21 protein-coding genes are annotated in these 25,398 nt (G+C 63.0%); 10 read left to right on the forward strand and 11 right to left on the reverse strand.

What is annotated here, in order from left to right; genetic code table 11:
• Positions 1-27 precede the first annotated feature (27 nt).
• Positions 28-1,551 carry an IS21 family transposase gene (gene istA / locus R5R73_RS00380; protein ID WP_416221188.1) on the forward strand — a complete coding sequence of 508 codons (1,524 nt, stop codon included), beginning with the start codon at positions 28-30 and terminating at the stop codon, positions 1,549-1,551.
• Positions 1,544-2,317: an IS21-like element helper ATPase IstB gene (istB, locus tag R5R73_RS00385; RefSeq protein ID WP_322527534.1), complete on the forward strand. Its 774-nt coding sequence runs from the start codon at positions 1,544-1,546 to the stop codon at positions 2,315-2,317. The genes istA and istB overlap by 8 nt, the downstream gene beginning before the upstream one ends.
• Before the next feature lie 452 nt (positions 2,318-2,769).
• Here the strand turns inward: istB and R5R73_RS00390 are convergent, their stop codons facing one another.
• From R5R73_RS00390 to R5R73_RS00400, 3 genes are all read right to left on the reverse strand, one after another.
• Positions 2,770-5,229 carry a mechanosensitive ion channel family protein gene (locus tag R5R73_RS00390; protein WP_322528452.1) on the reverse strand — a complete coding sequence of 820 codons (2,460 nt, stop codon included), beginning with the start codon at positions 5,227-5,229 and terminating at the stop codon, positions 2,770-2,772.
• A gap of 428 nt (positions 5,230-5,657) precedes the next feature.
• The gene (locus tag R5R73_RS00395) at positions 5,658-6,095 is read right to left on the reverse strand and encodes a hypothetical protein (RefSeq protein ID WP_322528453.1); all 438 of its coding nucleotides are present in this window, start codon (positions 6,093-6,095) and stop codon (positions 5,658-5,660) included.
• 174 nt (positions 6,096-6,269) lie between these two features.
• A complete protein-coding gene (locus R5R73_RS00400) occupies positions 6,270-6,641 on the reverse strand; it encodes a hypothetical protein (RefSeq protein WP_071232385.1) in 372 nt (123 codons plus the stop codon).
• 308 nt (positions 6,642-6,949) lie between these two features.
• Between R5R73_RS00400 and R5R73_RS00405 the strand changes: the two genes are divergently transcribed.
• Positions 6,950-7,642 carry a S1 RNA-binding domain-containing protein gene (locus R5R73_RS00405; protein ID WP_071232384.1) on the forward strand — a complete coding sequence of 231 codons (693 nt, stop codon included), beginning with the start codon at positions 6,950-6,952 and terminating at the stop codon, positions 7,640-7,642.
• A 7-nt stretch (positions 7,643-7,649) separates the two neighbouring features.
• On the opposite strand, the gene otnI is transcribed toward R5R73_RS00405, so the two are convergent.
• Genes otnI through R5R73_RS00430 form a run of 5 tightly spaced genes read right to left on the reverse strand, consistent with a single transcriptional unit; the run spans position 7,650 to position 12,264 of the window.
• A complete protein-coding gene (gene otnI, locus R5R73_RS00410) occupies positions 7,650-8,462 on the reverse strand; it encodes a 2-oxo-tetronate isomerase (protein ID WP_322528454.1) in 813 nt (270 codons plus the stop codon).
• 51 nt (positions 8,463-8,513) lie between these two features.
• A complete protein-coding gene (gene otnC / locus R5R73_RS00415) occupies positions 8,514-9,179 on the reverse strand; it encodes a 3-oxo-tetronate 4-phosphate decarboxylase (protein ID WP_071232382.1) in 666 nt (221 codons plus the stop codon).
• Complete coding sequence (gene otnK / locus R5R73_RS00420) at positions 9,176-10,477, reverse strand: 3-oxo-tetronate kinase (RefSeq protein WP_322528455.1); 1,302 nt, start codon at positions 10,475-10,477, stop codon at positions 9,176-9,178. Before otnK ends, otnC begins: the two co-directional genes overlap by 4 nt.
• A 3-nt stretch (positions 10,478-10,480) precedes the next feature.
• Positions 10,481-11,467, reverse strand: a complete 987-nt coding sequence (gene ltnD, locus R5R73_RS00425; RefSeq protein WP_322528456.1) for an L-threonate dehydrogenase — start codon at positions 11,465-11,467, stop codon at positions 10,481-10,483.
• Positions 11,464-12,264, reverse strand: coding sequence for a FadR/GntR family transcriptional regulator (locus tag R5R73_RS00430; RefSeq protein ID WP_322528457.1), 801 nt, complete (start codon positions 12,262-12,264; stop codon positions 11,464-11,466). The genes ltnD and R5R73_RS00430 overlap by 4 nt, the downstream gene beginning before the upstream one ends.
• Before the next feature lie 252 nt (positions 12,265-12,516).
• On the opposite strand from R5R73_RS00430, the gene denD reads away from it, so the two are divergent.
• The 3 genes from denD to R5R73_RS00445 all read left to right on the forward strand — a co-directional run bounded on the left by denD (position 12,517) and on the right by R5R73_RS00445 (position 16,239).
• Complete coding sequence (denD, locus tag R5R73_RS00435; protein WP_322528458.1) at positions 12,517-13,503, forward strand: D-erythronate dehydrogenase; 987 nt, start codon at positions 12,517-12,519, stop codon at positions 13,501-13,503.
• A gap of 106 nt (positions 13,504-13,609) precedes the next feature.
• On the forward strand, positions 13,610-14,998 hold the full coding sequence (locus R5R73_RS00440) for a gluconate:H+ symporter (protein ID WP_322528459.1): 1,389 nt from the start codon (positions 13,610-13,612) through the stop codon (positions 14,996-14,998).
• 68 nt (positions 14,999-15,066) lie between these two features.
• Entirely contained in the window at positions 15,067-16,239 is a 1,173-nt protein-coding gene (locus tag R5R73_RS00445; protein WP_322528460.1) for an L-rhamnonate dehydratase, read from the forward strand.
• 63 nt (positions 16,240-16,302) lie between these two features.
• Here R5R73_RS00445 and R5R73_RS00450 read toward each other — a convergent pair whose 3' ends face one another.
• From R5R73_RS00450 to R5R73_RS00460, 3 genes are all read right to left on the reverse strand, one after another.
• Complete coding sequence (locus R5R73_RS00450; protein ID WP_322528461.1) at positions 16,303-16,842, reverse strand: cytochrome b; 540 nt, start codon at positions 16,840-16,842, stop codon at positions 16,303-16,305.
• A gap of 178 nt (positions 16,843-17,020) precedes the next feature.
• Positions 17,021-17,938, reverse strand: a complete 918-nt coding sequence (locus R5R73_RS00455; RefSeq protein ID WP_322528462.1) for a MalM family protein — start codon at positions 17,936-17,938, stop codon at positions 17,021-17,023.
• A gap of 115 nt (positions 17,939-18,053) precedes the next feature.
• On the reverse strand, positions 18,054-19,430 hold the full coding sequence (locus tag R5R73_RS00460; protein ID WP_322528463.1) for a maltoporin: 1,377 nt from the start codon (positions 19,428-19,430) through the stop codon (positions 18,054-18,056).
• A gap of 917 nt (positions 19,431-20,347) precedes the next feature.
• On the opposite strand from R5R73_RS00460, the gene R5R73_RS00465 reads away from it, so the two are divergent.
• From R5R73_RS00465 to treA, 4 genes are all read left to right on the forward strand, one after another.
• Complete coding sequence (locus R5R73_RS00465) at positions 20,348-21,043, forward strand: VIT family protein (protein WP_322528464.1); 696 nt, start codon at positions 20,348-20,350, stop codon at positions 21,041-21,043.
• Positions 21,044-21,251: 208 nt separating this feature from the next.
• Positions 21,252-22,115 (forward strand): SDR family oxidoreductase, encoded by an 864-nt coding sequence (locus R5R73_RS00470; protein WP_071232373.1) that lies wholly within the window; start codon positions 21,252-21,254, stop codon positions 22,113-22,115.
• Positions 22,116-22,213: 98 nt separating this feature from the next.
• Positions 22,214-23,476, forward strand: a complete 1,263-nt coding sequence (locus R5R73_RS00475; RefSeq protein WP_110635960.1) for an AGE family epimerase/isomerase — start codon at positions 22,214-22,216, stop codon at positions 23,474-23,476.
• A gap of 172 nt (positions 23,477-23,648) precedes the next feature.
• Positions 23,649-25,307, forward strand: coding sequence for an alpha,alpha-trehalase TreA (gene treA, locus R5R73_RS00480; protein WP_322528465.1), 1,659 nt, complete (start codon positions 23,649-23,651; stop codon positions 25,305-25,307).
• The last annotated feature ends 91 nt before the right edge of the window (positions 25,308-25,398 follow it).

Consider the following 25,398-nt stretch of genomic DNA (forward strand, 5'->3'; position numbering starts at 1 on the left):
CTTGTCCCGACCCACCAGGGAGCCGGTATGGCGGTCACCAGCCAACAGGTCACGCTCTATATGTCGCAACGTCAACAAGGCCAGACCCAGGAGGTCGCCGCCGCCAAGGCCGGCCTCTCCGTCAGAACCGCTCGCCGCCTCGAACGCCGGGCCGAGTCCTCCGAGCCGCCGGCATCACGGCACTGGCGAACCCGGCCCGACCCCTTCGCCGATGTGTGGGAGACCACGCTCGTCCCCCAGCTGGCCGCCGCCCCGGGCTTGCAGGCACTGACCCTGCTGGAGTGGTTGCAGGAGCAGCACCCCGGCCAGTACCCGGACAGCCTGCTGCGAACCCTGCAGCGCCGGGTCAAGGGCTGGCGAGCCGCGCACGGCCCGGAGAAAGAGGTAATGTTCCCGCAAACCCATGGCCCCGGGCTGCGCGGCCTCTCCGACTTCACCGAGCTCAAGGGGATTGTCATTACCGTGGCAGGGGAGCTGCTTGATCACCGGCTCTACCACTTCCGCCTGGCCTACAGCGGCTGGTGTTATGTCCGGGTGGTGCTCGGTGGCGAGAGCTACCCGGCGCTGGCTGAAGGCCTGACCCGTGCGCTGGAGCGGCTTGGCGGTGTCCCCGCGGAGCACCGCACCGACAGCTTGTCGGCGGCCTTCCGCAACCTCGGCCGGGAGGCGGAAGCCGACCTCACCGAGCGTTATGCTGCCCTGTGCGCTCACTACGGCATGACGGCCACCCGTAATAACCCAGGGCGCGGCCATGAAAACGCCAGCATCGAGTCGCCACATGGCCACTTCAAGCGGCGCCTGCAACAGCGCCTGACGCTGCGCGGCTCCCAGGACTTCGCTAGCCTCGATGACTACCAGGCCTTCCTCGATGAGGTGACCACCGCGATCAACCGCCGCAACGCGGCCCGGATCACCGTCGAGCGTGGCGCGCTGCAGCCACTGCCCAGCCGGCCCGGTACCGACTACAGCGAGGTGACGGTGCGCGTCACTACCTCCAGCACCATCCAGGTGCGCAAGGTGCTCTACTCGGTGCCGTCCCGGCTGATCGGCGAGAACCTGCGGGTGCACCTTTACGATGATCGCTTGGTGCTGCATCACGCACAGCAAGCATTGCTGACGCTGAGGCGGCTGCATGCCACGCCGGAAAGCGGCCGGTTGCGGGTCATCGATTACCGCCATGTGATCGGCTGGCTGGTCCGCAAGCCCCGGGCGCTGGCGGGGCTGACGTTCCGCGACGACCTGTTGCCGAGTGCGGAGTGGCGCGAGCTGTACGCCCGGCTGACCGCCGCCTTGCCGGTCGCCGAGGCCTGCAAGCGCATCGTTGGCGCTCTGGCGTTGGCCGCCGAGCAGGACCAGGCCGAGGCGATCGCCAGTTACTGGCTGGGCGCCCTGGCGCGCGGGAAGAGCCCGACGCTGGCCGAGCTCCAGGCCCGCTTCGCCGCCACGCCGAGCGCCACGCTGGTTTTCCCCCAGGTGACTCAGCATGACATCGCCAGCTACAACCATCTGGTGCCCAGCGTGCCGACCACAGAGGTGTGCTGCCATGCCTGATGCCCAGACGCTGCCGCTGCTACTGCGACAGCTCCGCCTGCCCACCATGGCCGCCTGCTGGCCCCAGCTGGAAACCCGCGCCCGAGCCGAAAACTGGAGCCTGCCACAAACACTGGCCGCCCTATGCGAGCACGAGCTGGCCGAGCGTGAGCGACGCCGGCTGGCCCGGCACCTCAAGGAGGCCCGGCTGCCGGTGGGCAAGACGCTGGAGTCCTTCGAGTTCGACGCCATCGCGGCCGAGCAGCGCCAGCAACTGAGCGCCTTGGCCGGCGACACGCAGTGGGTCGACCAGGCTCACAACCTGCTGCTGTTTGGGCCCTCCGGCGTCGGCAAGAGCCACGTGGCGGCCGGGCTCGGGCATACGCTGGTCGACCAGGGTTACCGGGTGCGCTACGCCACCGCCTCAAGCCTGGTCCAGGAGCTCCAGGCTGCCAAGCAGGCACTGCGCCTGAGCGACGCCCTGATCAAGCTCGACAAGTACGCCGTGCTGGTGATCGACGATATCGGCTACGTCCAACGCAGCGAGGCCGAGACGTCAGTGCTGTTCGAGCTGATCGCCCATCGCTACGAGTCGGCCAGCCTGATCATCACCGCCAACCAGCCGTTCAGCGCCTGGGACAGTATCTTCCCCGACAGCATGATGGCCGTGGCCGCCATCGACCGGTTGGTGCACCACGCCACGCTGATGGAGCTGAGCGGGGAGAGCTACCGTAAGCGTGCTTATCAACGACAATTACAAGGAGGAAAAGCTGGGTCGTCGGACTGACGACAACTACCCCACCCAACCGGCCATTTTAATTGTCGCCAAGCGGCCAAAGTAGTTGACGTCGCATACATTGTGGGCACATAGTGCCCAGAGACAGGCTAGCTTGGGGGCTTGGAGCCGCGGCTACGGGATGTGCGATGAGCAACCATACGATTAGCTTACGAGGCTGAGGGGTATATCGGAAGGTATACCTGGATTATCAAACTTAGAAAATATAATTAAAAACACGTGTCTACCTGTGATTATAGAATTGCTGGGCGCCAACAAATCAATTGATCCCGACGCTTTCCCTTCCTCCGAACCGCTCTCCCTTGGCTTCCAATTCGGCACATGACTATTGCGTGCGGAACCAGGTCATTAGCAGCTTCGAACCATGCATTCGGACGATGAAGCTCAAATCCTCAAGGGCTCACTAAGGCGACTCTACGATCTCAAGCTGCGGGCGCGGCCTGCTACTGTGCTGATGATGCGTCAGGCCCTGTAGCGTCGCGCGGCACCAGCAGACGTATACGGGGGTCGGCGATTTCGATTCCCAGCTTGCGAAAGCGCTCCAGAATGCGTCGATTGGTTTCACGTTGAACTCCCCAGCGCCCTTTATCGACACACTGTATCCGGCCGACCAGTGTCACCATCGAGCCATCCACCGCGTTGACACCCCACACTTCGAGGTCATTGAGAATCAGGTCCTTGAATGCCGGATCACTGCGCAGGCCGGCACCGATATCCTTCAGCTCGGTAATCGCTCGTTCAATATCCGTGTCGTAACTGACGCTGATGCTGACCTCCGCATTACCGATTCCGCGGTTGGTGTTGTTGACCGTCGATACCGAGCTGAAGGGAACGATATGCAGCGAACCGTCGCCGGCTCTCAGTCGCACGGTGCGAATCGACAGATACTCGACCACCCCTGATACGCCAGCTACCGTCACCCAGTCACCGACCTGCATCGCATTCTCCATCAGCAAGAAGATCCCGGTGATGAAGTCTTGCACCAGCTTCTGCGAACCAAAGCCTATCGCAACGCCGATAATGCTGGCACCGGCCAGCAGCGGTGTCGTGTTGATTCCGAGCTCGTTCAACGCTGTCAGGCCGACAATCAACACGATGAGAATGAGCAGGCAGGTTCGCAGCATCGGCAACAGCGTACGCAAGCGCGCCACTCGCATGCGTTCACCCTGCTTATCCCAGAGCGCGAGCCGCCGCTCGGCTGCGGCGTTTACCGTCTGCCAGACAACGGTCGCGACGATGACGGCAACCAGAATAGTCAAAGCCGCCGAGACTAAACTGCGCCCGATGGTCCCGGGCGCAAACCAGCCTATCGCGTTCAGCCCCCAGGCCTGACAGAGTAGAACAACCGTACAGGCCGTGATGACCAGCGAAATCAGGCGACGGATCAATGGATGGTAGCGTTCGATCAGGCGACCGAAAATACCGGTTTCGGGGCTCTCATACGTACCGTTGTCCTGCGTCTCGGCAGAAGCAGCAGTGGGAAATAGCCGCTCTAGAGCGCCTAGCGCGAGGATCGCCACCACGCGAGCGGCGATAATGATGACGCCCGAAACGCTGATGAAATGAATCAGCCTGGGGAAGCCATTCTCGACGCCAAGCGCCCAGACGACCCAGGCACCCATCACCAAGACAGCGGCAAAAAAAGCCCAGACCTGCGCCAGCCAGTTGCGCATTGAAGCAAGCGGCCCGTGTGCCTCCGCCGGTGCTGCAATGGCTTCGCCGACCGGATGCCGGAGCTTGAAAATCAGTATCACGAGGAAGATGTGCACGAACAACGAAGCGATCTTGATGATCGCCAGGCTTCCCGCCGGGCTGGCACCCAGGGCTTGTACCGCCCCTGCAAGGGCAATGCCGAACGTGGAAAGCACGACGAAGCGTCGTATCCAGACGTGTAGAACGACCGAAAGATCGTGATTCACCTTCAGCAGGCTTAGGCCACAGCTTGCGGGAGAAACCAGCAGACGCACCACAGCCATGGTGACGCGGGTGATGACATAGGCGTTGACGAATTCACTCGTCACGGCATGGATGCGTTCGTTACCGCCTTCTAGCCAATGCATGACAAGGCCCGACGCGCAGAAAAACAGCACCAACGGCAACAGGTCGAGGATCAGTACACCGGCGGCAAAAGGCAGATGTCGCAATGTGCCCCAGTTTTCGCTCGGTCTCGGCGCTGCGCCGTTACGATCATGCCGGGCGCTCTCCGCCGCGATATCGTCATTTCCGGTTGCCTCGTTAGCGCTGGCAACGGCTTGCTGTGCCGCCGCCGGTCCGCCACTCGCCGCGTTTGCTGGATCGACCGGGACGGCTTCTATCCGATCGATGCCGTTTCGATGGGTCTGCACCAGCGCCACACTCCCCTCCGCTGGGCGAGTGCCTCCAGCCGTTACGGTCTCCATGAAGGCACGTTGTTCTGATAGTTGCGTCGCGTTCCGCTCTTCGTCCTGCTTCCTTTCGAATGCCTGGCGTTGCGTTTCGCCGTTGCGGTTCTGTTCCTTCCGGGCATTCGTTTCGGCTTCCTCGGCGTGCTCGATCAACGCGCGGCGGGGCCGGCTCAGTACACGACGCAGCCACCACTCGAGAACAAGACCGATGATGAATACTGCAGCAAGACCGATGAGCGCCTGCATCAGCAACGTTCGGCCATCGTCGCTGCTGAAGAGCGTCCCGAACCAGTCAGGTAACTCGAGGGCCGCCTGTTTGATTTGACCGAACTGATCGCCGAGGCCGCCGGCCCATCGGCCGACCTGACTCAGCGCCTGGGTAATCAGCCCGTTCGCTTCCAACGGAACGAGCGCGCTATCCAAGGAGTCCGGCGATGCCGGTTCCTGTGCCACGGAAATTGGGGCCAGCGCGAAGGCAAGCAGGCATGCGAGAAGTGCTTGAAGAATCCGTTTACGCATTTCATTAATCGGCAACCGAGGAAGCCGGCCTGTGCAGGGAGCCATTGGTGTTACAGCTGATAAATCAAGGTAGTGTAAAGCTTCAGCTTGTCCAACTGCTCCGCTGGGCTAAAGAAGCGAAGTGCTTGCCTTATTAACGAAGAGATAAGAGTACGGAAAGATCCGCTTAGGAAAACACTGCACGAATGTCTGCACAGGCGAATCGCTACGTTGCGCGGTACGGGTGCGCCAGCCCGGTCGAGATTCGACTAACCCCCGTGTTATGTCTTGCCTTCTCCGTTCCGGTCGTCTTGCGCTTCATCCCGTTCGCCTATGTGTTCAGCAGCAGCTCGATGAGCGCTCCCTTGGCTGAAACGTTGCGAAAGAAAGAGAATGACAGCTACGAAAAAAGGGCCCGAAGGCCCTTGTTCTACTCCTCGCTCAGCAATTTAGCTGTTGCTGGCGAAGCTCATTTCCACGTTGCCGCGGTCGTTGCTGCCATTCTGGGTAGCGTGCTGCAGCGCTTGGGCGGCGGCGTCGCTCTGGCCTTCACCCACCAGCGGGTTATGGCTGGTCGAGATGTTGGTGGCGAGTTGCGTGGCGTCGGCGATGTTCTCCAATGCCTGGTCCGCTGCGGCGCTATGCCCGCCGATGACGGTATCGACACTGTAGCGAGTCGGCAGTGCGTGGTACTGCGCGGTCTGTTCGATATTGAGCGCTTCGCTCTGCTGATCAAAGTGACGTTGTTCGACGGCACTGTTGGCCTGAGCGGCGGCGGGCAGAGCAATGGCGATTGCGATGGCTGCGAGAATGCGGGTTTTCATGGTGTTGCCTCCAATGATCATCTGTTGTGGCGTGGGGCCCTTGGCCTCAACCTGTGATGTCATTATCGGGCGATTTCCGTTAGATGACTAATCAAGTGACGTGAAATCAGCTATCGATAAGAATGATCTTGGAGGATAAGTCTGGATATAAAGCAGGAATGCAGTAGATAACACTAAAAAGGGAGCCTATGGCTCCCTTGGATACGCTAGCGGCTAGCACTTTGCCGAAGGCAAGACTTACAGGGTGGCGAAGTTCACTTCGACGTTGCCCTTGTCATTGCTGACGGTCTGGGTAGCGTTCTGCAGCGCCTGGCCGGCAGCAGCGCTCTGACCTTCGCCGATCAGGCTGTTGTTGGACGGCTGCACGCTGGTAGTCAGTTGAGTGGATTCGGCCACGTTCTTCAGGGCCTGATCGGCAGCGGTGCTGTGGCCGCCATCGACGGTGTCGGCGCTGTAGCGAGTCGGCAGTGCGTGGTACTGCGCGGTCTGTTCGATATTGAGCGCTTCGCTCTGCTGATCAAAGTGACGTTGTTCGACGGCACTGTTGGCCTGGGCGGCGGCGGGCAGAGCAATGGCGATTGCGATGGCTGCGAGAATGCGAGTTTTCATGGCGTTACCTCCAAAATGTCTTTTTGATTGATGGCCTCTCGGCCTCAACCTGTGGCGACATTATGGGAGCCGACTCTTTAGTCTGCTAATCACGCGTAGTGAATTCGACTATCGACAGGATTAATACTAAGGTCGAATCCATGGATTGGCTCTGGAGTGTAAACCTTTTCCCTCCGGTTGTGTGAATTCAGCCAAGCCGGCTCCGAGTTTCCCATTCCGGCCAGAGCCTTCGAACGGTTTTGCTCGATACCGGCGCGCCCGCCATAATGGCAGCATCTCATCCATCGCTTGCCAGCAGAGAACCCCTTATGACCCGCACGCCTCGGGATAACGCTCCCGCCGAATCGTCACGCGCTGCCGAGCCACAGGTCAACGTGGGTGATGTCGCTTATCTACGGGTGACGAAGGTCAACGATATTGGCGCCTTCCTGAACTGGGGCCGCCCCAAGGATCTGCTGCTGCCGTTCGGCGAACAGCGCTTCCGCCCGGACGAGGGCAAGCGTGTGCTGGTGATGATCTATGTCGACGACCGCATGCGCCCGGTGGCCAGCATGAAGCTCGATCGCTTCCTGCAGGACGAGTCGGAAGGCTTGAAGGCGGGCGACCGGGTATCGCTGGTGATCGCCGATCTGACCGATCTCGGCGCCAAGGCGGTGGTCAATAGCCGCTTCTGGGGGTTGCTGTATCACGACGACATGTCGCGGCCGCTGCGTCGCGGCGACCGCGTGGAAGGTTATGTCCGTCGCGTGCGCGACGACGCCCGCCTGGATCTATCGCTACTGCCGCCGGGACAGGCGCGTCTGGATGTGGTCGGCGACAAGGTGCTGGCGGCGCTGGCCGACAACGACGGGTTCCTGGCGCTGGGCGACAAGAGCCCGGCCGACGCCATCAAGGCGCGACTGGGCGTCAGCAAGAATGCCTTCAAGCAGGCCATCGGCCGCCTCTACAAGCAGCGCCGGATCGTCATCGAAGAGGATGGCATCCGGCTGATCGAAGAATGATTGCCGGTCACATCCGATAGGCGCGATACCAGCCGAGCCCGGCTTCCGTTTCGCCGCGGGGCTTGTATTCGCAGCCCAGCCAGCCGTCGTAGCCGGCCTGGTCGAGCTGGGCGAATAGCCACGGGTAGTTGACCTCACCGGTATCCGGTTCGTGCCGTTCGGGCACACCGGCGATCTGGATATGGCCCACGCCATCGCGGTAGCGCTCGTAGGTCTTCCAGATATCTCCATCCATGATCTGGGTATGGTAGAAATCCATCTGCACCTTGATGTTGGGCTCGTTCAGCTCGGCGAGGATCGCATGCCCTTCGGCCTGATGATTGAGGAAGTAGCCCGGCATGTCGCGAGTATTGATCGGCTCGATCAGCAACGTCAGATCGTGTTCGGCGAGCTTTCGCGCGGCGAAGCGAAGATTCTCAAGATAAATCTGATGGTTATCGGAAAATGTTTCACGGGAAACGTTTTCCGGGACAGTCTCGTATGTCGGCTCTTCTACCAGTCCGGCCATGGCGTGCAGGCGCGGGCAGTTCAACGCCTTGGCGTAGCGAATCGCGGTATCGACGCTGTCGCGGAACTCCGCTTCACGACCGGGAAGGGCGGCCAGGCCGCGCTCGCCGGCAGCCCAGTCGCCGGGCGGCAGGTTGAACAGCACCTGTTCGAGCCCGTGGCGCTTCAGCTCGGCGGCGATCGCTTCGGGTTCGAAGTCATACGGGAACAGGAACTCGACTCCGGTGAAACCATTCGCGGCGGCTCTGGCAAAGCGCTCCATGAACGGGACTTCGTTGAACATCATGCTGAGATTGGCGGCGAAACGCGGCATGGTCTGATTCCTCGGTGATCCGGTTGACGGTATGGACAGACGAATGCGCGCTTACCACTGGGCGCCGAAGGCGTCACGCAGCTCGTCGATCTCCTTCTCGTTCAGCGTGCGCACGTCATGGTGGCGCAGCAGCAGATAGAGCTTGGCGGTCTCCTCCAGCTCTTCGATGGCGTTGCGTGCGGCTTCCAGCGTCTTGCCCGCCACCACCGGGCCGTGATTGGCGAGCAGCACGGCGGCATGGTCCGCAGCATAGTTGCGCACCGCCTCGCCCAGCGCCGCATCGCCGGGGCGGTAGTAGGGCACCAGCGGCAGGCGGCCGACCCGCATCACGAAGTAGGGCGTGATCGGCGGCAGGCAGGAGTGTTCGTCGAGCCCGTTGAGACAGGACACCGCCGCCGAATGGGTGGCGTGAAGATGGATGATGCCGCCGGTATCCGGGCGCTGCTCGTAGAAAGCCCGGTGCAGGAACGACTCCTTGGTCGGCGGCTTGCCGGCGAGCAGGTTGCCGTCCCAGTCGAGCTTGGAAATTTCCGCCGGGTCCAGCGCGCCGAGGCTGGCGTTGGTCGGCGTCATCAGCCAGCCATCGTCGAGCTTGGCGCTGATATTGCCGGAGGTGCCCGGCGCCATGCCCAGGTTGCGGAAGGAGCGGCCGATCTCGGCGATCTCTTCGCGCAGGCGGCTTTCGGTCGAGGAGGTCGAAGTGTGAATCGCGGTCATGGCATCAGGTTCCAGGCTTTGGTCATGAAATCGGTGGCGCCGAAGTTGCCGGACTTGAGCGCCAGGGCCAGCGGTTCTTCGGTCCCCAGCGTGGTCGTCCACGGCACGCCGGGGTCGATGCTCTCGCCGATCCGCAGCCCCTGAACGCCGAGCGCGCTAACCACGGCGCCGGAGGTCTCGCCGCCGGCGACCAGCAGGCGGCGCACGCCGAGGCGGCCGACCAGTTCGCTGGCGATTTCGGCCAACGCCCGCTCGACCAGTTCGCCGGCTTCCTGCACGCCGAGCCGCTGTTGGGCCTGACGCACCTCCTCCGGGGCGGCGCTGGCGTAGATCAGCACCGGGCCGCCGTCGTTGTCGGCGTGCGCCTGGAAATGGGCTTCGGCGCTGGCGAGCGCCGCGTCGACGACACTTGCGTAGTCATCGTGCAGCGCCTGAGCATCGAGGTGAAAACTCGGCATGTGCTGTTTGGCATGGTCGATCTGGGCCAGCGTGGCCCGCGAGCAGCTGCCGCTCAATACCGCCTCGCGACCGGCGATCGGCTCGAGGCGGGCGGCGTCCTGCCGGTGATCGAGTCGATCGGCGACATTGGCCGGCAACCCCAGCGCCAGGCCGGAACCCGCCGTCACCAATGGAAGATCGCGGCAGGCGCGGGCCAGCACGAACAGATCCTCGTTATCGATGGCGTCGCAGATCGCGATACCGATACCGTCGGCTTTCAACGCCTCGATGCGCGCGGTCACCGCGGCGTCGCCCTGGCGCAGCGTGGCGTAGTCGATCAGCCCGATCTCCCGCGTCGTCTGCGCGCCGAGCACGCGAACCAGGTTGGCATCGGTCATCGGCGTCAGCGGGTGATCCTGCATGCCGCTCTCGTTGAGCAGAACGCCGTTGGCGAACAGGTAGCCGTTGAACACGCTGCGGCGGTTGGCCGGCAACGCCGGGCAGGCGACGGTGAAGTCGGTATCCAGCGCCTCCATCAACGCCTCGGTGACCGGGCCGATGTTGCCGGCCGGCGTCGAATCGAAGGTCGAACAGTATTTGAAATAGAACTGCTCGCAGCCCTGTTCCCGCAGCCAGTCGAGCGCCTGGATCGATTGCTTGATGGCCTCGCTGGCGGGAATGGTGCGCGATTTCAGCGCCACCACCACGGCGTCCACGCCCGCTTCCAGCGGTGTGTCGGGGATGCCGATGGTCTGCAGCGTGCGCATGCCGGCGCTGACCAGCTGGCTGGCGAGATCGGTGGCGCCGGTGAAGTCGTCGGCGATACAGCCGAGGATCGGTCCTGAAGGGGTATTCGCCATCGTTCAAGCGCCTCCGTGGTCGTTGGGGCCATCGTCGAGATCGCTACCCGGGCCGGAATCGTCGCCGTTGCCGAAACCGGCATCGTTGGCGGCCGTGCCGGGGAGCGTGATGCCAGGGTAGACCTTGATCACCGCCGAGTCGTCCTCGCGACCCAGCCCCTGGGCGGAGGCCACAGTGAACTGGTTGAGCGCCTGCGCGGTGAGCGGCAGCGGGAATTTGTCGCGGTGGGCGGTGTCGTGAACGATCCCCAGATCCTTGACGAAGATATCCACCGCCGAGTGCGGGGTGTAGTCGCCAGCCAGGATGTGGGGCACCCGGTTTTCGAACATCCACGAGTTGCCGGCGCTCTGGGTGATCACGTCATACAGGGTCTGCGGATCGCAGCCGCCGCGAATGCCGTAGGCCATTGCCTCGGCGGCGGCGGCGATATGCACCCCGGCCAGCAGCTGGTTGACCAGTTTCACCTGTGAGCCCTGACCCAGGCCGTCCCCCAGACGAAAGACCTTGGCGGCAAGGGCGTCGAGCACGTCGTCGGCACGCTCGAACAGCGCCGCCGGGCCGGACGCCATGATCGTCAGCTGGCCCGCGGCCGCCTTGACCGAGCCGCCTGAGATCGGCGCATCGAGCAGGTGGATATCGTGGGCGGCGAGATCGGCCCCCAGCGCCTGTACGGCATCCGGCGCGCAGGTCGCGCAGGAGATCACCACGCTGCCCGGCTTCAGCCCCGGCAGCAGGCCGTTGTCGCCGAACAGCACCGCGCGGGTCTGTTCGGCGTTGACCACCACGGTCAGCACGATCTCGACCTCGGCAGCCATCTCCGCCGCCGTCGCCACGGCATGGCCGCCGGCACCGGCAAAGCTCGCTCGTGCTTCCTCGCGCAGGTCGCAGCCCCAGGTCTCGAAGCCGGCGCGCACCAGCGACGTGGCCATGCCCATTCCCATCGAGCCCAGCCCGATGACCCCGACGCGGGTTCGTTGTGTCGTACTCATGGCGATTTGTCTCCCATGTGTTCTGGCGATTTCGATATCGAAGACGCTGCAGGCCCCGATCCGCTCTGTGCCTGCACGCGCTCGAGCAGGTCGGTAGGCGCCTGGCGCAGGCGCGTTTCGGCGTGTTCCAGATGAATGGCGGCGGCGCGGGCGGCGGCATCGGCATCGCCCGCGGCAATGGCATCGAGAATGGCCTGATGCTCCGCGACCACCTGCTGCATGAAGGTCTCGCGCAGCGATTCGTTGGTCCGCGTCACGCGGATGGCGTGGTGCAGAAAGCGGTTGTAGAAATCGAGCACGGCGGTGAAATGGGTGTTGTTGGCCGCTTCGGCGATGGCGCGATGAAAGGCGAGATCCTGATCGACGCCGGAAAGCCCCGCCTCGACCGCTTCATCGATATCCACCATGGCGTTGCGAATCCGCCGTAGCTGGGACGGCGTGCGCCGTTCGGCGGCCAGCCGTGCCGCTTCCACTTCCAGCGGCCGACGCAGCTCCAGCACCTCGACCACCGATTGCAGGCCGGGATCGGGAATCGCCAGCCGTAGCGATACCGTCGGGGATTCGGCGACGAAACTGCCGCTGCCCCGGCGCGAGGTGACAAGACCGCCGTTGCGCAGCATCGAAATCGCCTCGCGCACCACGGAGCGGCTGATGCCGAAGCGCTCGCCCAGTGCCGCTTCGGTGGGCAGCCGCGCGCCACGGCCCCATTCGCCGGCCTGTATCGCGTCGCTCAAGCGCTGGGCGACCTGTTCGGAAAGCTGCGGGCCGCGCGACGGCTGCCTCGTGTCTTCTCTCACTGCGGTATTCCTCATGCATTCGTCGTAGTCGCGACATCGTCGATGCTGCCATGGCGGCGTGCGACGACGTTCTCCGACCAATGGCGATATTGCCTGTCGGCTGAATTTGTCAGACAAGATGTTAAATCGCAAACGTCAGCGCAATTCGCCTTTCGTCAATCCAGCGCCATTCGAACCAGTGCCGTTCGATTCAGCGCCATTCGAACCAGGGCCATGCGATGGACGAAGGCGAGGCCAGAGGAGAGAAATGCCATGCATGTGATCGTGACCGGAGGCGCCGGCTTTCTCGGCGCGAGACTGATTCAGCGGTTGCTGTCGGAAGAAACCGTGCTCGAAGGCCAGGCCGTCACGCGGGTGACGTCGATCGATCTGGCGCCGTGTCCGGTAGCCGATGACCGTGTCGAATCGCTCACCGGCGATATCGCCGAACTTGAATTGATCCAGCAGGCGCTGGCCGAGGATACAGGCGCCGTCTGCCATCTGGCGGCGGTGGTCAGCTCGCAGGCCGAGGCCGATTTCGATCTGGGCATGCGGGTCAATCTGGATGCCACGCGAACGCTGTTGGAGGCGTGCCGGGCACATTCGAAGCGGCTGCGGTTCCTGTTCGCCAGCTCGCTGGCGGTGTTCGGGCCGGGGCTGTCACAAGGGCTCTCTCAAGGGCGCTCCCAGCCGGTGCCGGAGGCGATCGGCCCTCGGCCGCGCTCTTCCTACGGCGCGCAGAAGGCGATGGCCGAACTGATGGTCAACGATTACAGCCGGCGCGGCTTCGTCGATGGCCGTGTCTGCCGCCTGCCGACCATCGTGGTGCGCCCGGGCAAACCCAATCAGGCGGCCTCGTCGTTCGCCAGCTCGATCATTCGCGAGCCGCTCTCCGGCATCGAGGCGGTCTGCCCGGTGGCGGGGGAGCTGCCGCTGTGGCTCTCCTCGCCACGGGCGGTCGTCGCCAACCTGGTGCATGCGCTGACGCTGTCCGGCGAGCCGCTGGGAGACTGGCGCACGCTCAACCTGCCCGGCATCACGGTCACGGTAAACGAGATGCTGGAGGCGCTGGAGCGTGTGGCCGGCCCGGCAGCCCGCCAGCTGGTGCGATTCGAACCCGATGCCGCCATCGATGCCATCGTCGCCAGCTGGCCGGGCGGGCTGGATGCCGCGCGGCCGCTGGCGTTGGGGTTCCAGGCCGATGCCGATTTCGACGCCATCATTCACGCCTACCGGGAGGATGAATCCGGCACCCAATGACAACTCGGGACGCGCTTGACGGCGTTCCAAAATGCCTCTCGGCGCACCCAGCGCCGATCCTTGATAGCCAACAACACCACAAAACCCCACTCAAGGAGTTCACGCCATGACAGATGCTACTGTCGCAGGTCCCCAGGTCATCATCGGCCTGGGTATCGCTATCTTCGTGATGATCGCGCTGGTGCTGAAAACCCGCGTTCACGCGCTGCTCGCCCTGGTCATCGCCGCCTCGATCGCCGGCCTGATCGGCGGCATGCCTCCCAACGCGGTGATCGGTGCCATTACCACCGGTTTCGGCTCGACGCTCTCCACCATCGGTCTGGTCATCGGTTTCGGCGTGATGATGGGGCGGGTTCTCGAGGTCTCCGGCGCCGGCCAGCGCATGGCCTATTCGATCCTCAAGCTGCTCGGCAAGGAGCGTGAAGACTGGGCCATGGCGCTGACCGGCTATATCGTCTCGATCCCGATCTTCTGCGACTCCGCTTACGTGATTCTCAACCCGCTGGTGAGGGCGCTGGCACGCAATAGCGGGCGCTCGGTGCTGACGCTGGGCATTGCGCTCGCCTCCGGGCTGGCGGTCACCCACAGCGCGGTGCCGCCGACGCCGGGCCCGCTGGGGGTGGCGGGTATCTTTGGTGTCGATATCGGTTTGATGATCGCCTGGGGGCTGGTCTTTACCGCACCGGCGTTGATCGTGATGGTGCTCTACGCACGCTTCATGGGGCCGCGAATCGAGGCGATGATCGAGCGCGACGTGCCGGGATCGCTGAAACGCGACGACGACGAGGACCCGATGCGCGGGCAACTGGCCGAGAGCGAACTGCCGACACTGTTCAAGTCGGTGCTGCCGATCGCCTTGCCGATCGTGCTGATCTTCTTCAATACGCTGGTCACCGCCGTGGTGGGCGACAGTGACTCGCCGGGGCTCTTCGTGCAGGTCGTCCAGTTCGTCGGCCATCCGGTGATCGCGGTCGGCATCGGCGTGTTGACGGCGGTCTACGGCCTGGTGCCGAAAATGCCCAAGGATCAGGTGCTGGCGCATCTGGAAAAAGGCGTCGAGAGCGCCGGTATCATCCTGCTGGTCACCGGTGCCGGGGGCGCGCTGGGCGCCGTGCTGCGGGCCAGCGGCGCAGGCGACTACATCGGCGAAAGCATTGCCGGGCTGGCGTTGCCGGCGGTGCTGATCCCGTTCCTCATCGCCACGCTGGTGCGCTTCGTGCAGGGCAGCGGCACGGTGTCGATGATCACCGGTGCCTCGATCTCCGCGCCGATTCTGGCCTCGATGCCGGACGTCAACATGGTGCTGGCGGCGCAGGCGGCGTGTCTCGGCGGGCTCTTCTTCAGCTATTTCAACGACAGCTATTTCTGGGTGGTCAACCGGTTGCTGGGGGTCAAGACCGCCAAGCATCAGCTGCTGGTGCTGTCGGTGCCGACCACGCTGGGCTGGGCCACCGGGCTGGTGGCGCTGCTGATCGCCAATGCGTTCGTGGGTTGAGAGACGACGGTAGATTGAAAGCGACACGGCGAATCGAGGTCAAAACGCCAACGACAAGGAGTTCCGACATGAAAATCACCCACGTCCGCGCCCGCGTGTTCGAGTGGAAGGGCGAGACGGTGCCGCCCAAGGCGCATTTCTGCACCAATGCCATGGATGCGCTATGGGATCGCGGCGACGCCATGCAGAGCTTTCGCTTCCACGGCTGGACGGTGATCGAGATCGAGACCGACAGCGGTCTCGTCGGTCTCGGCAACGTGGCGCTGGCGCCACGGGTCGCCAAGACCATCGTCGACCAGCATCTGGCGCCGCTGGTCGTGGGGCAGGATCCGTTCGACTACGAGTATCTGTGGCAGCGCATGTATCGCGCCACGCTGGCCTGGGGGCGGCGCGGTATCGGCATGGCGGCGATCTCCGGGGTCGATATCGCGATCTGGGATCTGATGGGCAAGGCGCTCGACAAGCCGGTGTTCAAGCTGCTCGGCGGGCGAACCAAGGAGAAGATCCCGTGCTACGCCTCCAAACTCTATCATGACGATCTCGACGTCATGCAGGCGGAGGCGCAGCGCTATCTCGACCAGGGCTTCCAGGCGATGAAAATGCGCTTCGGCTTCGGCCCCAAGGATGGCCCCAAGGGCATGCGCGAGAACGTGAAGAGCGTCGCGGCGGTGCGCGAGGTGATCGGCGAGGATATCGACCTGATGGCCGACTGCTATATGGGCTGGAATCTCGACTACGCCCGACGCATGCTGCCGAAGCTGGCACCGTTCGAGCTGCGCTGGCTGGAGGAGCCGGTGATCGCCGACGACATCGACGGTTACGCCGAGCTCAATCGCATCGCGCCGATGCCGATTTCAGGCGGCGAACATGAATTCACCGTGCACGGGTTCCGTCAGCTGCTGGAGAAGCGCGCGGTCTCGGTGATCCAGTACGACACCAATCGGGTCGGCGGCATCACCGTGGCGCGCAAGATCAACGCCATGGCGGAAGCGTTCGAAGTGCCGGTGATTCCGCATGCCGGGCAGATGCACAACTACCATCTGACGATGTCGTCACTGGCGTCGCCGATGTCGGAGTTCTTTCCGGTGCATGACGTCGAGATCGGCAACGAACTCTTCTACTACCTGTTCGAAGGCGACCCGGAACCCGTCGACGGCCATCTCGATCTCGCCGACGACGTGCCGGGGCTGGGGCTCTCGCTCAATCAACGCCACCTGGATGGATTCCACATTCTCGAGTGAGCGCCTCCGGCGGCGCGAGCCTCCTCGCGCCGCCCAAATTTCACCCTGTCCGCTTGAATCGCTTTACCACATCCGCTTGAGCAGATCGTCTCGGCGGACGAACTGGTGCCACAGCACCGCGGCGATATGCAGCCCGATCACATAGTAGAACGCCGTTCCCAGCGTCTTGTGGATCGACTCCAGCGAGTGGCCGAGATGCGGCGTCACGCCGAACGGCGACGGCACCGCCAGCGACGTGCCGGGGACCGGGATCGCGCCATTGCTCAGCCAGACTGTCATGATGCCCAGCAGCGGCTGCGCGAACAGAAACGCGTAGAGCGCCCAGTGGGTGATGCGCGACGCCAGCTCGAGTTTGGGATGCAGTGGTGGCGACACGGGAGGAGGTAAGTGACGCAGGCGTTCGATCAATCGGGGGAACGCCAGAAGGAACACACCGATACCCGCCCAGAAATGGCTCTGCAGCAGAAAGGCCGGTATGCCGGTGCTTCGCGGGAAAATATCCGTCGACAGGATGAGTGAGTAAGCCAGGATAACCAGCGCGGCAACGGTCCAGTGAAAGTGGCGGGCCTTGGCCGAATAGCGGTTGGACAACGAGTGGTTCACGGTGGATGATCCTTGAGCGAACGAGTCAGCCTCATCCTAGACATCACCGGCTTAGGATTGACTTAAGCCTGGCTTACCATCGTGACGCGTTCGCCGCGTCACGATGGCAAGGCGTCACGATGGTAAGAAAGAGACTGTCTCGTCGCCGGGAATCGCGAGTCCGGAAACCCGGGATGACTCAGGGCGTCTTGGTTTGCAGGCGCTCGGCCAGCCAGGCCCGGGTGCCGGGGTGCCCGCTGCGTTCGGCGCGTTCGGCAAGATCCAGCGCGAGTTCGACATCGCCGGCCTTGAGCGCGGCATCGATCATTCGGCGGTAATCGAAGTCCGCTGCGTCGGCCGGGGTCGCCGTGCTTGCCTGCCTGTCGCTCGAAGATGCGGTGCGGATATCCGTCGGTGCATTGTCGGAACGTGAGCGCGTGCCGAGGATGGGTGTCAGCAGGCCACCAGCGGCATCACGGGCTTCGCTTTCTAGCATGACGTTGCCAGTCGCGGTGTGCTCGGCCACCGGATCGGGACCCGGGGGGAGCTCGAAACCGCGCACGCGGGCATAGACTTTTTCCGCGCTTTCATACTGCGTCGTGTCCTGACGCGCGGTGTCGTTGCTGTAGATCACCAGATAGGCGGCATCGGGGCCGGGGGTGATGTCGAAGGTGGCACCCAGACGCGCACCGGCGAAACCGTTGGGGCTGAGGTAGTCGAATTTATCGCTGGTGACGCGCTGCGTGGGCTGAAAATCGTCATCGAGGACCAGCACGGTAGGAGCGAAGACCTGATCATTGGCGATGGTGCTGGTGAGTTCGAACGTCAGCGGTTCGCGCGTGCGTGGCAATTCAAACGCCTGGAAGTAGCTGGTCCCGTCCTCGAAACGGTGCATCGGGGCCTGCGTGTCGAGTGCCAGTGGCTGTGATTTGCCGACCTCCAATGGTTGATAAGGCAAGGCGGCGAGCGAGTCACAACAGTCCGTGGCTTGATCGAGTGCTTGCTGGCTTTGCTTGGCAGGCGCCACAGGGGTGTCAGAGGAACCCAGCGAGGCACAGCCCGCCAGGCTGGTAAGGGCCAGTCCCGAGAGCAGGATGGCGAGAGGGCGTTGTGACATGCGATGAACTCCCGAGTGCGAAAGAAAAATGGCTCCGCCGACAGTGCGACGGAGCCTCAAGGATCGAAACGATTAGGCTAGCGTTGTCGGCGAGCGGCGGCCGACCGAGAGACGATCAACTCCCCCACCATACCTCCATCTGGGCACCGAAGGTCAGCCCGTTGTTGTCGTCGATGTCGACATTGTTGGGGCCGGCGCCGGCATCCAGCGCGTGAGCGGTTCTGTAGTTATCGGCATCGCTGTTATAGGCATCGCCATTCCACTGGGCGTAGGTGGCAAACAGACGGATGGTGGGGCGAATCATGGCACCGCGTCCGGCCGACCACTGCTGCGCGAGGGTCAGTTTGGTCAGATGGTGATCGCCGCTGTCATAGCCGTTCACGCCACCCTGCGGCTCGATGCGGTCATAGCCCAGCTCGACCGCCGTGCTCATGATATCGCTCCAGTAGTAGACGGGACGCACGCCGGCAGAGAACCACTTGCGACCGGTGTTGTCGTCCATGTCCTTGTCTTCGTAGATGGCGGTGTAGAGCATGTCGAGCTTGTCCTGCACCAGCCAGACCTGGCCCTGGTCGAGCACGCGCCACATGTCGCCTTCCTGGCGCAGCGAGCCGGTGCCACGACCCACCGCATTGCCGTCGCGGGTGATGATGCCGTCGGTGGCATACTGCAGCGCTATGATGTTGCTGCCACCGAACCAGTTGCTCTGTGTGTGCTCGATGGTACCCATCCAGCCCTTGTCACCGTCGTCGTAGTCGACGTCGTAATCGTCGTAGTAATCCTTTTGCCAATCGGACAGCGACGATCGGCCGTAGTCGACACCGATCTGTAGCGAGCCGTTGGGGTTAACCGGAATATCGGTCCAGCGCACGTCGATGGTGTCGTCGGATATTTGCTGACCGGCGTCCGGAAAGGAGCCATCGCCGTTATCGCCGCCGGAGCTTCTGACCCAGGCGAAGCTCAACTTGCCGGTGCCGACATCGATGTCGGACAACCCCACACCGGGACCCGAAACGTCCCAGTAGTAGAAGTCGTTCATGTGAATGTCGTGACGTTTGTAGAAGCGCTTACCGGCCCACAGTTGGGCGCCGTCGGGCAGGCCGTCGACGACATTGGTGCCGGTGACGAACATCTCGCGCAGGGCGATGTTGTTGTCATCGTCCTTGAGCGACTCGTCATCGTTGTCCTGCGCGGTGACATAGGATACGCGGCTGGTGAAGTCGAACGTCGTATCCTGCTGCTGATAAAGCTGCGCGCCGAGCCCTATCTCGGCATAGGTTTCGCATTCGTTACCCAGACGATACTTGGCTGGCGCACCCGCTGACTTGAAGCAGGTCTGGCTGCCGCCGCCGGCGGTCGAGCCGATGCCGGAACGGGCGTAGCCGAAGAAGTTGGGGTTGATGTCGGCATGGGCCAGTGCCGGCATGACGCAGGAAGCGCCGATGACCGCGGCGAGGAGCGGCCGGCGTAGCACGGAGTGTGAGGCAATCATTATCGGTGTCCCTCGTGGTCTTGTCGTTGATTGCTGCTTTTGACTGCTGTCATTGGCAACCGTATGGATCATTCGGCTGCGCAAGACGCTCTGGAAAACTCGCAACCGGCGTGTCCGGGGACACACGCGAGGCTCTGTCAAAGCGTCGTGCTCGGCGTACTCACATCGTGATCGATAGCAGCGAAGACATGAGTCGATTCGGGTTTTGAAATTGTCGGTATCTCTGTTCTTGCGTTCCCTTGGGCTTGGGGCATTTTCCTGGGCCAGTGTTCCTCGCGTCGTAACACGCTCTGCTTTTAATGATATGGCCTTGAAGACAGTCAAACGCCCACCGTTCAGGCGTTAGCCGAAATGGCGACGCGACCGTTCGTTATTCGCTATCGCCGGCTATCCGATTGAGAGCCATTATTTCTATTACTACGTAAACTTTCATTGTAACCATGGTCTATAAAGACAAAAGTCTAAACTAACTCCAGCGGTTTTTACTAATTTAATTTTAAAAACAATAGGTTAAAGACTTTGTTTTCACACAGCGCTATTCGCTCAGGCTACTAAAGTATTAAATGTTACTAACGATAGGTTGTGATAAGGACTTGCCAGCCGCGCGAAAATAGGGCGTCAGAAAATGACGTTTTACAGCCGATCGATTCATCGATTTCGTTCGGAACGAGAAAACTCATGCTGGCTGGCGTGGCCGCTGCGCGACGAGATTCGCCCGTGTCCTCTCCCGGGCGATTTATCGAGGGCGCGTGTTGCACCTTGTCGTTGGAACGAAAGATACTGAGGATGAAACTGTGGCTTCTGATGCCTTAGGTATTGCCAAAGCCAACGGAGCTGCGAAACGACGAATATCGGGCCATACCGAGCCTGCAAGCGACGGGAGTCTCATGAAATCGGAGCTGCGGCACGAGCCGGGAATGTCCATACCCAAGGAGCGTCACTACTCGGATCGCGTGGGCTGGTTGCGAGCGGCGGTACTGGGTGCCAATGATGGCATCGTTTCCACCGCCAGCCTGGTCATCGGCATGGCGACGGCGGGTGCGACGCTGGCTGGCGTGCTGACTGCCGGGGCGGCCGGGGCGGTGGCCGGAGCGATGTCGATGGCCGCGGGCGAGTACGTCTCGGTCAGTTCGCAGAAGGATACCGAGCGCGCCGACCTGGCACGAGAACGTCGCGAGCTGGCCGCCAACTACGAGTCCGAAACCCGTGAGCTGGCGGAGATCTACGAAGCGCGGGGTCTCTCTTCCACGCTGGCGCAGGAGGTCGCCGAGAAGCTGATGCACCACGACGCGCTGGCGGCCCATGCGCGTGATGAACTCGGGTTCAGCCATGTCAGTGAAGCGCGGCCTTTACAGGCGGCGATGGCCTCGGCACTGACCTTCCTCTCTGGCGCTGCGTTGCCGATCGTCGCCTCGCTGCTGGCACCTCGTCAGGGGATCGTGCTGGTCGTCGCCATCGGTTCGCTGCTGGCACTCGGCCTGCTGGGGATCCTGTCGGCCAAAGTGGGTGGTTCGCGCGTGCGGGTCGCTGTCGTCCGTGTGGTCGTGTGGGGTGTGCTGGCCATGGCCGCCACGGCCGGGGTCGGTTGGGTGTTCGGCGTCGTCGGCACTTGATCGGGTTCGCGTTCGGCCTGTTCCGGTCGTGTCTGGCTTGCTGCCTGTTCCGATCGCGCTCGGCTTGTCGAGAGAACAGCGCTCAACTAAGACTGATAGCGTCGCGTAGTAAAGCTACGCTCATGGGCAAGCGCTCTGGCGTTCGCTCTGCATCGCGGATGACTCGATTCAGTCAGTGTATCCAACCCGAAGCCAAGGAGCGGCCAATATGGTCAAGAAGACCGAAATCCATGCGCAACAGCAGTCACTACCCGGCAAGGAAGGCTTGATGCAGCCACCGGCGGAGTTCATCCGGCCGGGCTATCGCGGCAGCGGCAAGCTGGAGGGCAAGATCGCCCTGGTGACTGGCGCCGACAGCGGCATCGGCCGCTCCGCGGCGATCCACTTTGCTCGCGAGGGTGCCGACGTCGCGATCATGTATCTCAGCGAGGACGAGGACGCCAGAGAGACGCAGCGTCTGATCGAGGCGGAAGGGCGGCGCTGCCTGTCGATTGCCGGAGACATTCGCGATGCCGCGTTCTGTCGCTCGGCGCTCCAGCAGGTCGTCGACACCTTCGGCGGGCTCAACATTCTGGTCAACAACGCCGGCACCCAGCAGGTGTGCACCGATCTTACCGAGCTCGACGATGACCAGTGGGAACAGACCTTCGCCACCAACATTCACGGCATGTTCTATTTGACCAAGGCGGCATTGCCGTACCTGGGAGAAGATGATTCGATCATCAACACCGCTTCGGTCAATGCGTATATCGGGCCCGATTTCCTGGTCGACTACACCGCCACCAAGGGCGCGATCATCAGCTTCACCCGTTCGCTCTCCAATCAGGTAGTGGCGCGCGGCATTCGGGTCAATGCGGTGGCGCCCGGCCCGGTGTGGACGCCGCTGCAACCCGCCACCCTGGGTGCCCACGATCCGCAGATGCTGGAAGATTTCGGTTCCGACACGCCGATGGGGCGGGCCGCGCAGCCGTCCGAGCTGGGGCCGTGCTATGTCTTTCTGGCATCGCTGGACGCGTCCTTCATCAGCGGCCAGACGCTACACCCCAACGGCGGCATGATCGTCAACGGTTGATCGGTCACCCAAAGATCGAAGTCATGGAGCCCTGCTCGGGAATCGCCCAGGGTCTTCGAGCACCAACAGCAATTCTCGGGCAAAAGGAGGCCCCGAACATGCCAGGTACGACTCACAATTTGCCGCCACGTCAGGACAGCTGGCTGGATCGGCCGGCGCATCATCACTGGCTGGAGTGCGAAGGCCAGCGCCTGCTGGCGTTCTATCGTGCCTCGCGCCATGCCGAGTGCGGTTTTGCGGCGCTGGACGAAGACGGACGACTGCCGGCGGATGCCAACCCCGACACCATGATCACTGCCCGCATGACGCACTGTTTCGCGCTGGCCGCCATGCGTGGCGAGCCCGGCATGGCACCGCTGGTGGCACACGGCGTCGCGGCATTGAGAGGTGGGTTGCACGACGATGAGCACGGCGGCTGGTATGGCGAACGGCCCAAGGCGGGCGAAACGCAGACCAAGCAAGCCTACATTCACGCCTTCGTCGCGCTGGCGGCGGCCAGCGCCTGGCAAGCCGGCAACGAAGACGCCAAGCCGCTGCTGGACGATATCATCGACGTGATCGAAACCCGGTTCTGGTCCGAAGACGAAGGGCGCATGCGCGAGGGGTTTTCCCGCGACTGGCGCGAAGACGAGGCGTATCGCGGCGGCAACAGCAACATGCACTCGACCGAGGCCTTCCTGCAACTCGCCGACGTTCTCGACGAGCCGAAGTGGCGGGCGCGGGCGCTCTCCATCGTCGACAGGATCATTCACGCCCACGCCAGGCCCAACGACTATCGTGTCGTCGAGCACTTCGACAGCGAGTGGAACGAATGGCGCGACTACAACCAGGAAACGCCCAAGGATCAGTTCCGACCCTACGGCGCCACGCCTGGTCACGCCTTCGAATGGGCGCGGCTGATGTTGCATCTCGAAGGCGGGCTGCTGCGCCATGGCGAAGCGGCGCCGGGCTGGCTGCTGGAGGATGCGCAGGGGCTGTTCCATAGCGCGACCGAGCTGGCGTGGAACGTCGATGGCGAGCCAGGGCTCATTTACACTCACGACTGGAAAAACCAGCCGGTGGTTCACGAGCGCATGCACTGGACGCTGGCCGAAGCCGCCGCCACGGCCGCGGCGCTGCTCAAGCGTACCGGCGACGCAACCTACGAAACCTGGTATCGCCGTTTCTGGGATTACATCGATCGTTTCCTGATCGATCGCGAACGGGGCAGCTGGTGGCAGGAACTCGACCGCCACAACAACCCATCCAGCGAAATCTGGAGCGGCAAGGCGGATCTCTATCATGCCTATCAGGCAACGCTGCTGCCCAGATTGCCGCTGTCTCCCACCATGGCCAGAGCCATCGCCGACGGAGCGTTGTAACCGCTGGGGATATTCGAATCTCCACTCTTGGAAACGCCTCGATTCATGATCGGGGCGTTTGTCATTCGGACAGGCGCCATACCTCGAAAGCGGCATGGGCTTCGTCGCTGAAGTCTGGCTAGCTATGACTTCCGACACTGACTTCCGACACATGGCCGTGAGGAGAACGACAATGGAATGGCTTGGGAATTATCGGCAGATGAGGCTGGGGTGGACCGCCTTACTGCTGACAGCGCTGCTGCTGGGCGGCTGCGGCACGCAGGGCATCGAGCGGGAACCGGTGCAAGAGGCGCCTGCCAAGACCGCCAGGCAGTCCCCGGATCGTACCTGGGGGCCGGTAATGAAGGCCGTCGCCATGGCGCAGCTCTATCCGGATGGGAAGTCGGTGGTCGATCTGGTGCCCAAGCGCGACCCCGCGGCTATCGTGGCCGACTTCGAACGGCTGCAGCAGCAGGAAGGGGAAATCGACAAGGCCCGGTTGCAAGCCTTCGTCGATGCCAACTTCGATCCGCGTCCGGAGAACGAAACGCGCCTTAGCGAGGCGGCCGATACCTCGATCGAGACCCACGTCGTCAACCTGTGGCCCTATCTGACACGGGACCCAGCGGATACCGACGAAGGCCCTTGGAGCAGTCTGGTCTCGCTGCCCGAGCCCTACGTGGTGCCGGGCGGGCGCTTCAATGAGATGTTCTATTGGGACAGCTACTTCACCATGTTAGGCCTGGCGCGCAGCGACCGCTTCGACCTGGTGCGCGACATGGTCGACAACTTCGCCTGGCTGATCGACACTTACGGGTTCGTGCCCAACGGTACGCGGACCTATTTTCTGACGCGTAGCCAGCCGCCGTTCTTCGCTCCGATGGTAGCGCTGCTGGCGGAGCATGACGGAGAAGCCGTCTATCGCCGCTATCTGCCCGAATTGATGCGGGAACACGACTATTGGATGCGCGGCGCCGATGAAATCGGCCCCGGCGAGGTACGTGAGCACGTGGTTCGACTGGCCGACGGCACCTTGCTCAATCGCTATCACGGAAGCGAGAACTGGCCCCGGCCGGAAGCCTACGCCGCCGAACGCGAGCTGGCCGCGCGTAGCGACCGGCCGGCTCCCGAACTGTACGGCCATCTACGAGCCGCTGCCGAAAGTGGCTGGGACTTCAGCTCGCGCTGGATGGCCGATGGCCAGCACCAGACCACCATCGAAACCCGCGATATCCTGCCGGTGGATCTCAACGCGCTGCTGTACCAGCTCGAACGCACCCTGGCGCACGCGTGGCGGGTCCAGGGCGATGACTCCCAGGCGGCACGCTTCGAGGCGCTGGCCGAACAACGTCGAAGCGCGATCAACCGGGTCTTCTGGCAACCTGACGGGGGTTACTACACCGATTACGACTGGCGGGAGGGGCATCTGACCAACGCGATTTCAGCGGCCATGGTCTATCCGCTGGCGTTTGGCGTTGCCGACCCGGCCAAGGCCGATGCCACGGCCGAGACGGTGCGGCGCGAGCTGCTGCGCGCAGGGGGCATGGTCACCACCACGCATAACACCGGCGAACAGTGGGATGCGCCCAATGGCTGGGCGCCGCTGCAGTGGCTGGCGGTTTCCGGTCTCGACCGCTACGGACACGACGACCTGGCCGAAACCATCGCCCGGCGCTGGATCGAAACCAATCGCGCGGTCTACCGACAGACCGGCAAGCTGGTCGAAAAATACGACGTGGTCGACCCCGCCGTGGGCGGCGGCGGTGAATATGATGTCGTCGACGGGTTCGGCTGGACCAACGGCGTCCTGCTGGATCTGATGCATCGTTATCCGTCGCAAGCCAGCCAGTAGCCAAGTCTCGCCATTGAAGACGGCCGGGCCAGAAGGTCCGGCCGTTTTGTGTGTCAGCACGCTCTGCAGCGTCGCTGTAACTGGAAATCCG

It is taken from the genome of Salinicola sp. LHM (genome assembly GCF_034479735.1).
Lineage (GTDB): Bacteria > Pseudomonadota > Gammaproteobacteria > Pseudomonadales > Halomonadaceae > Salinicola > Salinicola salarius.

What these genes read in the sequence shown, in the direction of transcription:
- istA (WP_416221188.1), top strand. Translation starts at nt 28, where the DNA reads ATGGCGGTCACCAGCCAACAGGTCACGCTCTATATGTCGCAACGTCAA.
- istB (WP_322527534.1), top strand. Translation starts at nt 1,544, where the DNA reads ATGCCTGATGCCCAGACGCTGCCGCTGCTACTGCGACAGCTCCGCCTG.
- R5R73_RS00390 (WP_322528452.1), bottom strand. Translation starts at nt 5,229, where the DNA reads ATGCGTAAACGGATTCTTCAAGCACTTCTCGCATGCCTGCTTGCCTTC.
- R5R73_RS00395 (WP_322528453.1), bottom strand. Translation starts at nt 6,095, where the DNA reads ATGACATCACAGGTTGAGGCCAAGGGCCCCACGCCACAACAGATGATC.
- R5R73_RS00400 (WP_071232385.1), bottom strand. Translation starts at nt 6,641, where the DNA reads ATGAAAACTCGCATTCTCGCAGCCATCGCAATCGCCATTGCTCTGCCC.
- R5R73_RS00405 (WP_071232384.1), top strand. Translation starts at nt 6,950, where the DNA reads ATGACCCGCACGCCTCGGGATAACGCTCCCGCCGAATCGTCACGCGCT.
- otnI (WP_322528454.1), bottom strand. Translation starts at nt 8,462, where the DNA reads ATGCCGCGTTTCGCCGCCAATCTCAGCATGATGTTCAACGAAGTCCCG.
- otnC (WP_071232382.1), bottom strand. Translation starts at nt 9,179, where the DNA reads ATGACCGCGATTCACACTTCGACCTCCTCGACCGAAAGCCGCCTGCGC.
- otnK (WP_322528455.1), bottom strand. Translation starts at nt 10,477, where the DNA reads ATGGCGAATACCCCTTCAGGACCGATCCTCGGCTGTATCGCCGACGAC.
- ltnD (WP_322528456.1), bottom strand. Translation starts at nt 11,467, where the DNA reads ATGAGTACGACACAACGAACCCGCGTCGGGGTCATCGGGCTGGGCTCG.
- denD (WP_322528458.1), top strand. Translation starts at nt 12,517, where the DNA reads ATGCATGTGATCGTGACCGGAGGCGCCGGCTTTCTCGGCGCGAGACTG.
- R5R73_RS00440 (WP_322528459.1), top strand. Translation starts at nt 13,610, where the DNA reads ATGACAGATGCTACTGTCGCAGGTCCCCAGGTCATCATCGGCCTGGGT.
- R5R73_RS00445 (WP_322528460.1), top strand. Translation starts at nt 15,067, where the DNA reads ATGAAAATCACCCACGTCCGCGCCCGCGTGTTCGAGTGGAAGGGCGAG.
- R5R73_RS00455 (WP_322528462.1), bottom strand. Translation starts at nt 17,938, where the DNA reads ATGTCACAACGCCCTCTCGCCATCCTGCTCTCGGGACTGGCCCTTACC.
- R5R73_RS00460 (WP_322528463.1), bottom strand. Translation starts at nt 19,430, where the DNA reads ATGATTGCCTCACACTCCGTGCTACGCCGGCCGCTCCTCGCCGCGGTC.
- R5R73_RS00465 (WP_322528464.1), top strand. Translation starts at nt 20,348, where the DNA reads ATGTCCATACCCAAGGAGCGTCACTACTCGGATCGCGTGGGCTGGTTG.
- R5R73_RS00470 (WP_071232373.1), top strand. Translation starts at nt 21,252, where the DNA reads ATGGTCAAGAAGACCGAAATCCATGCGCAACAGCAGTCACTACCCGGC.
- R5R73_RS00475 (WP_110635960.1), top strand. Translation starts at nt 22,214, where the DNA reads ATGCCAGGTACGACTCACAATTTGCCGCCACGTCAGGACAGCTGGCTG.
- treA (WP_322528465.1), top strand. Translation starts at nt 23,649, where the DNA reads ATGGAATGGCTTGGGAATTATCGGCAGATGAGGCTGGGGTGGACCGCC.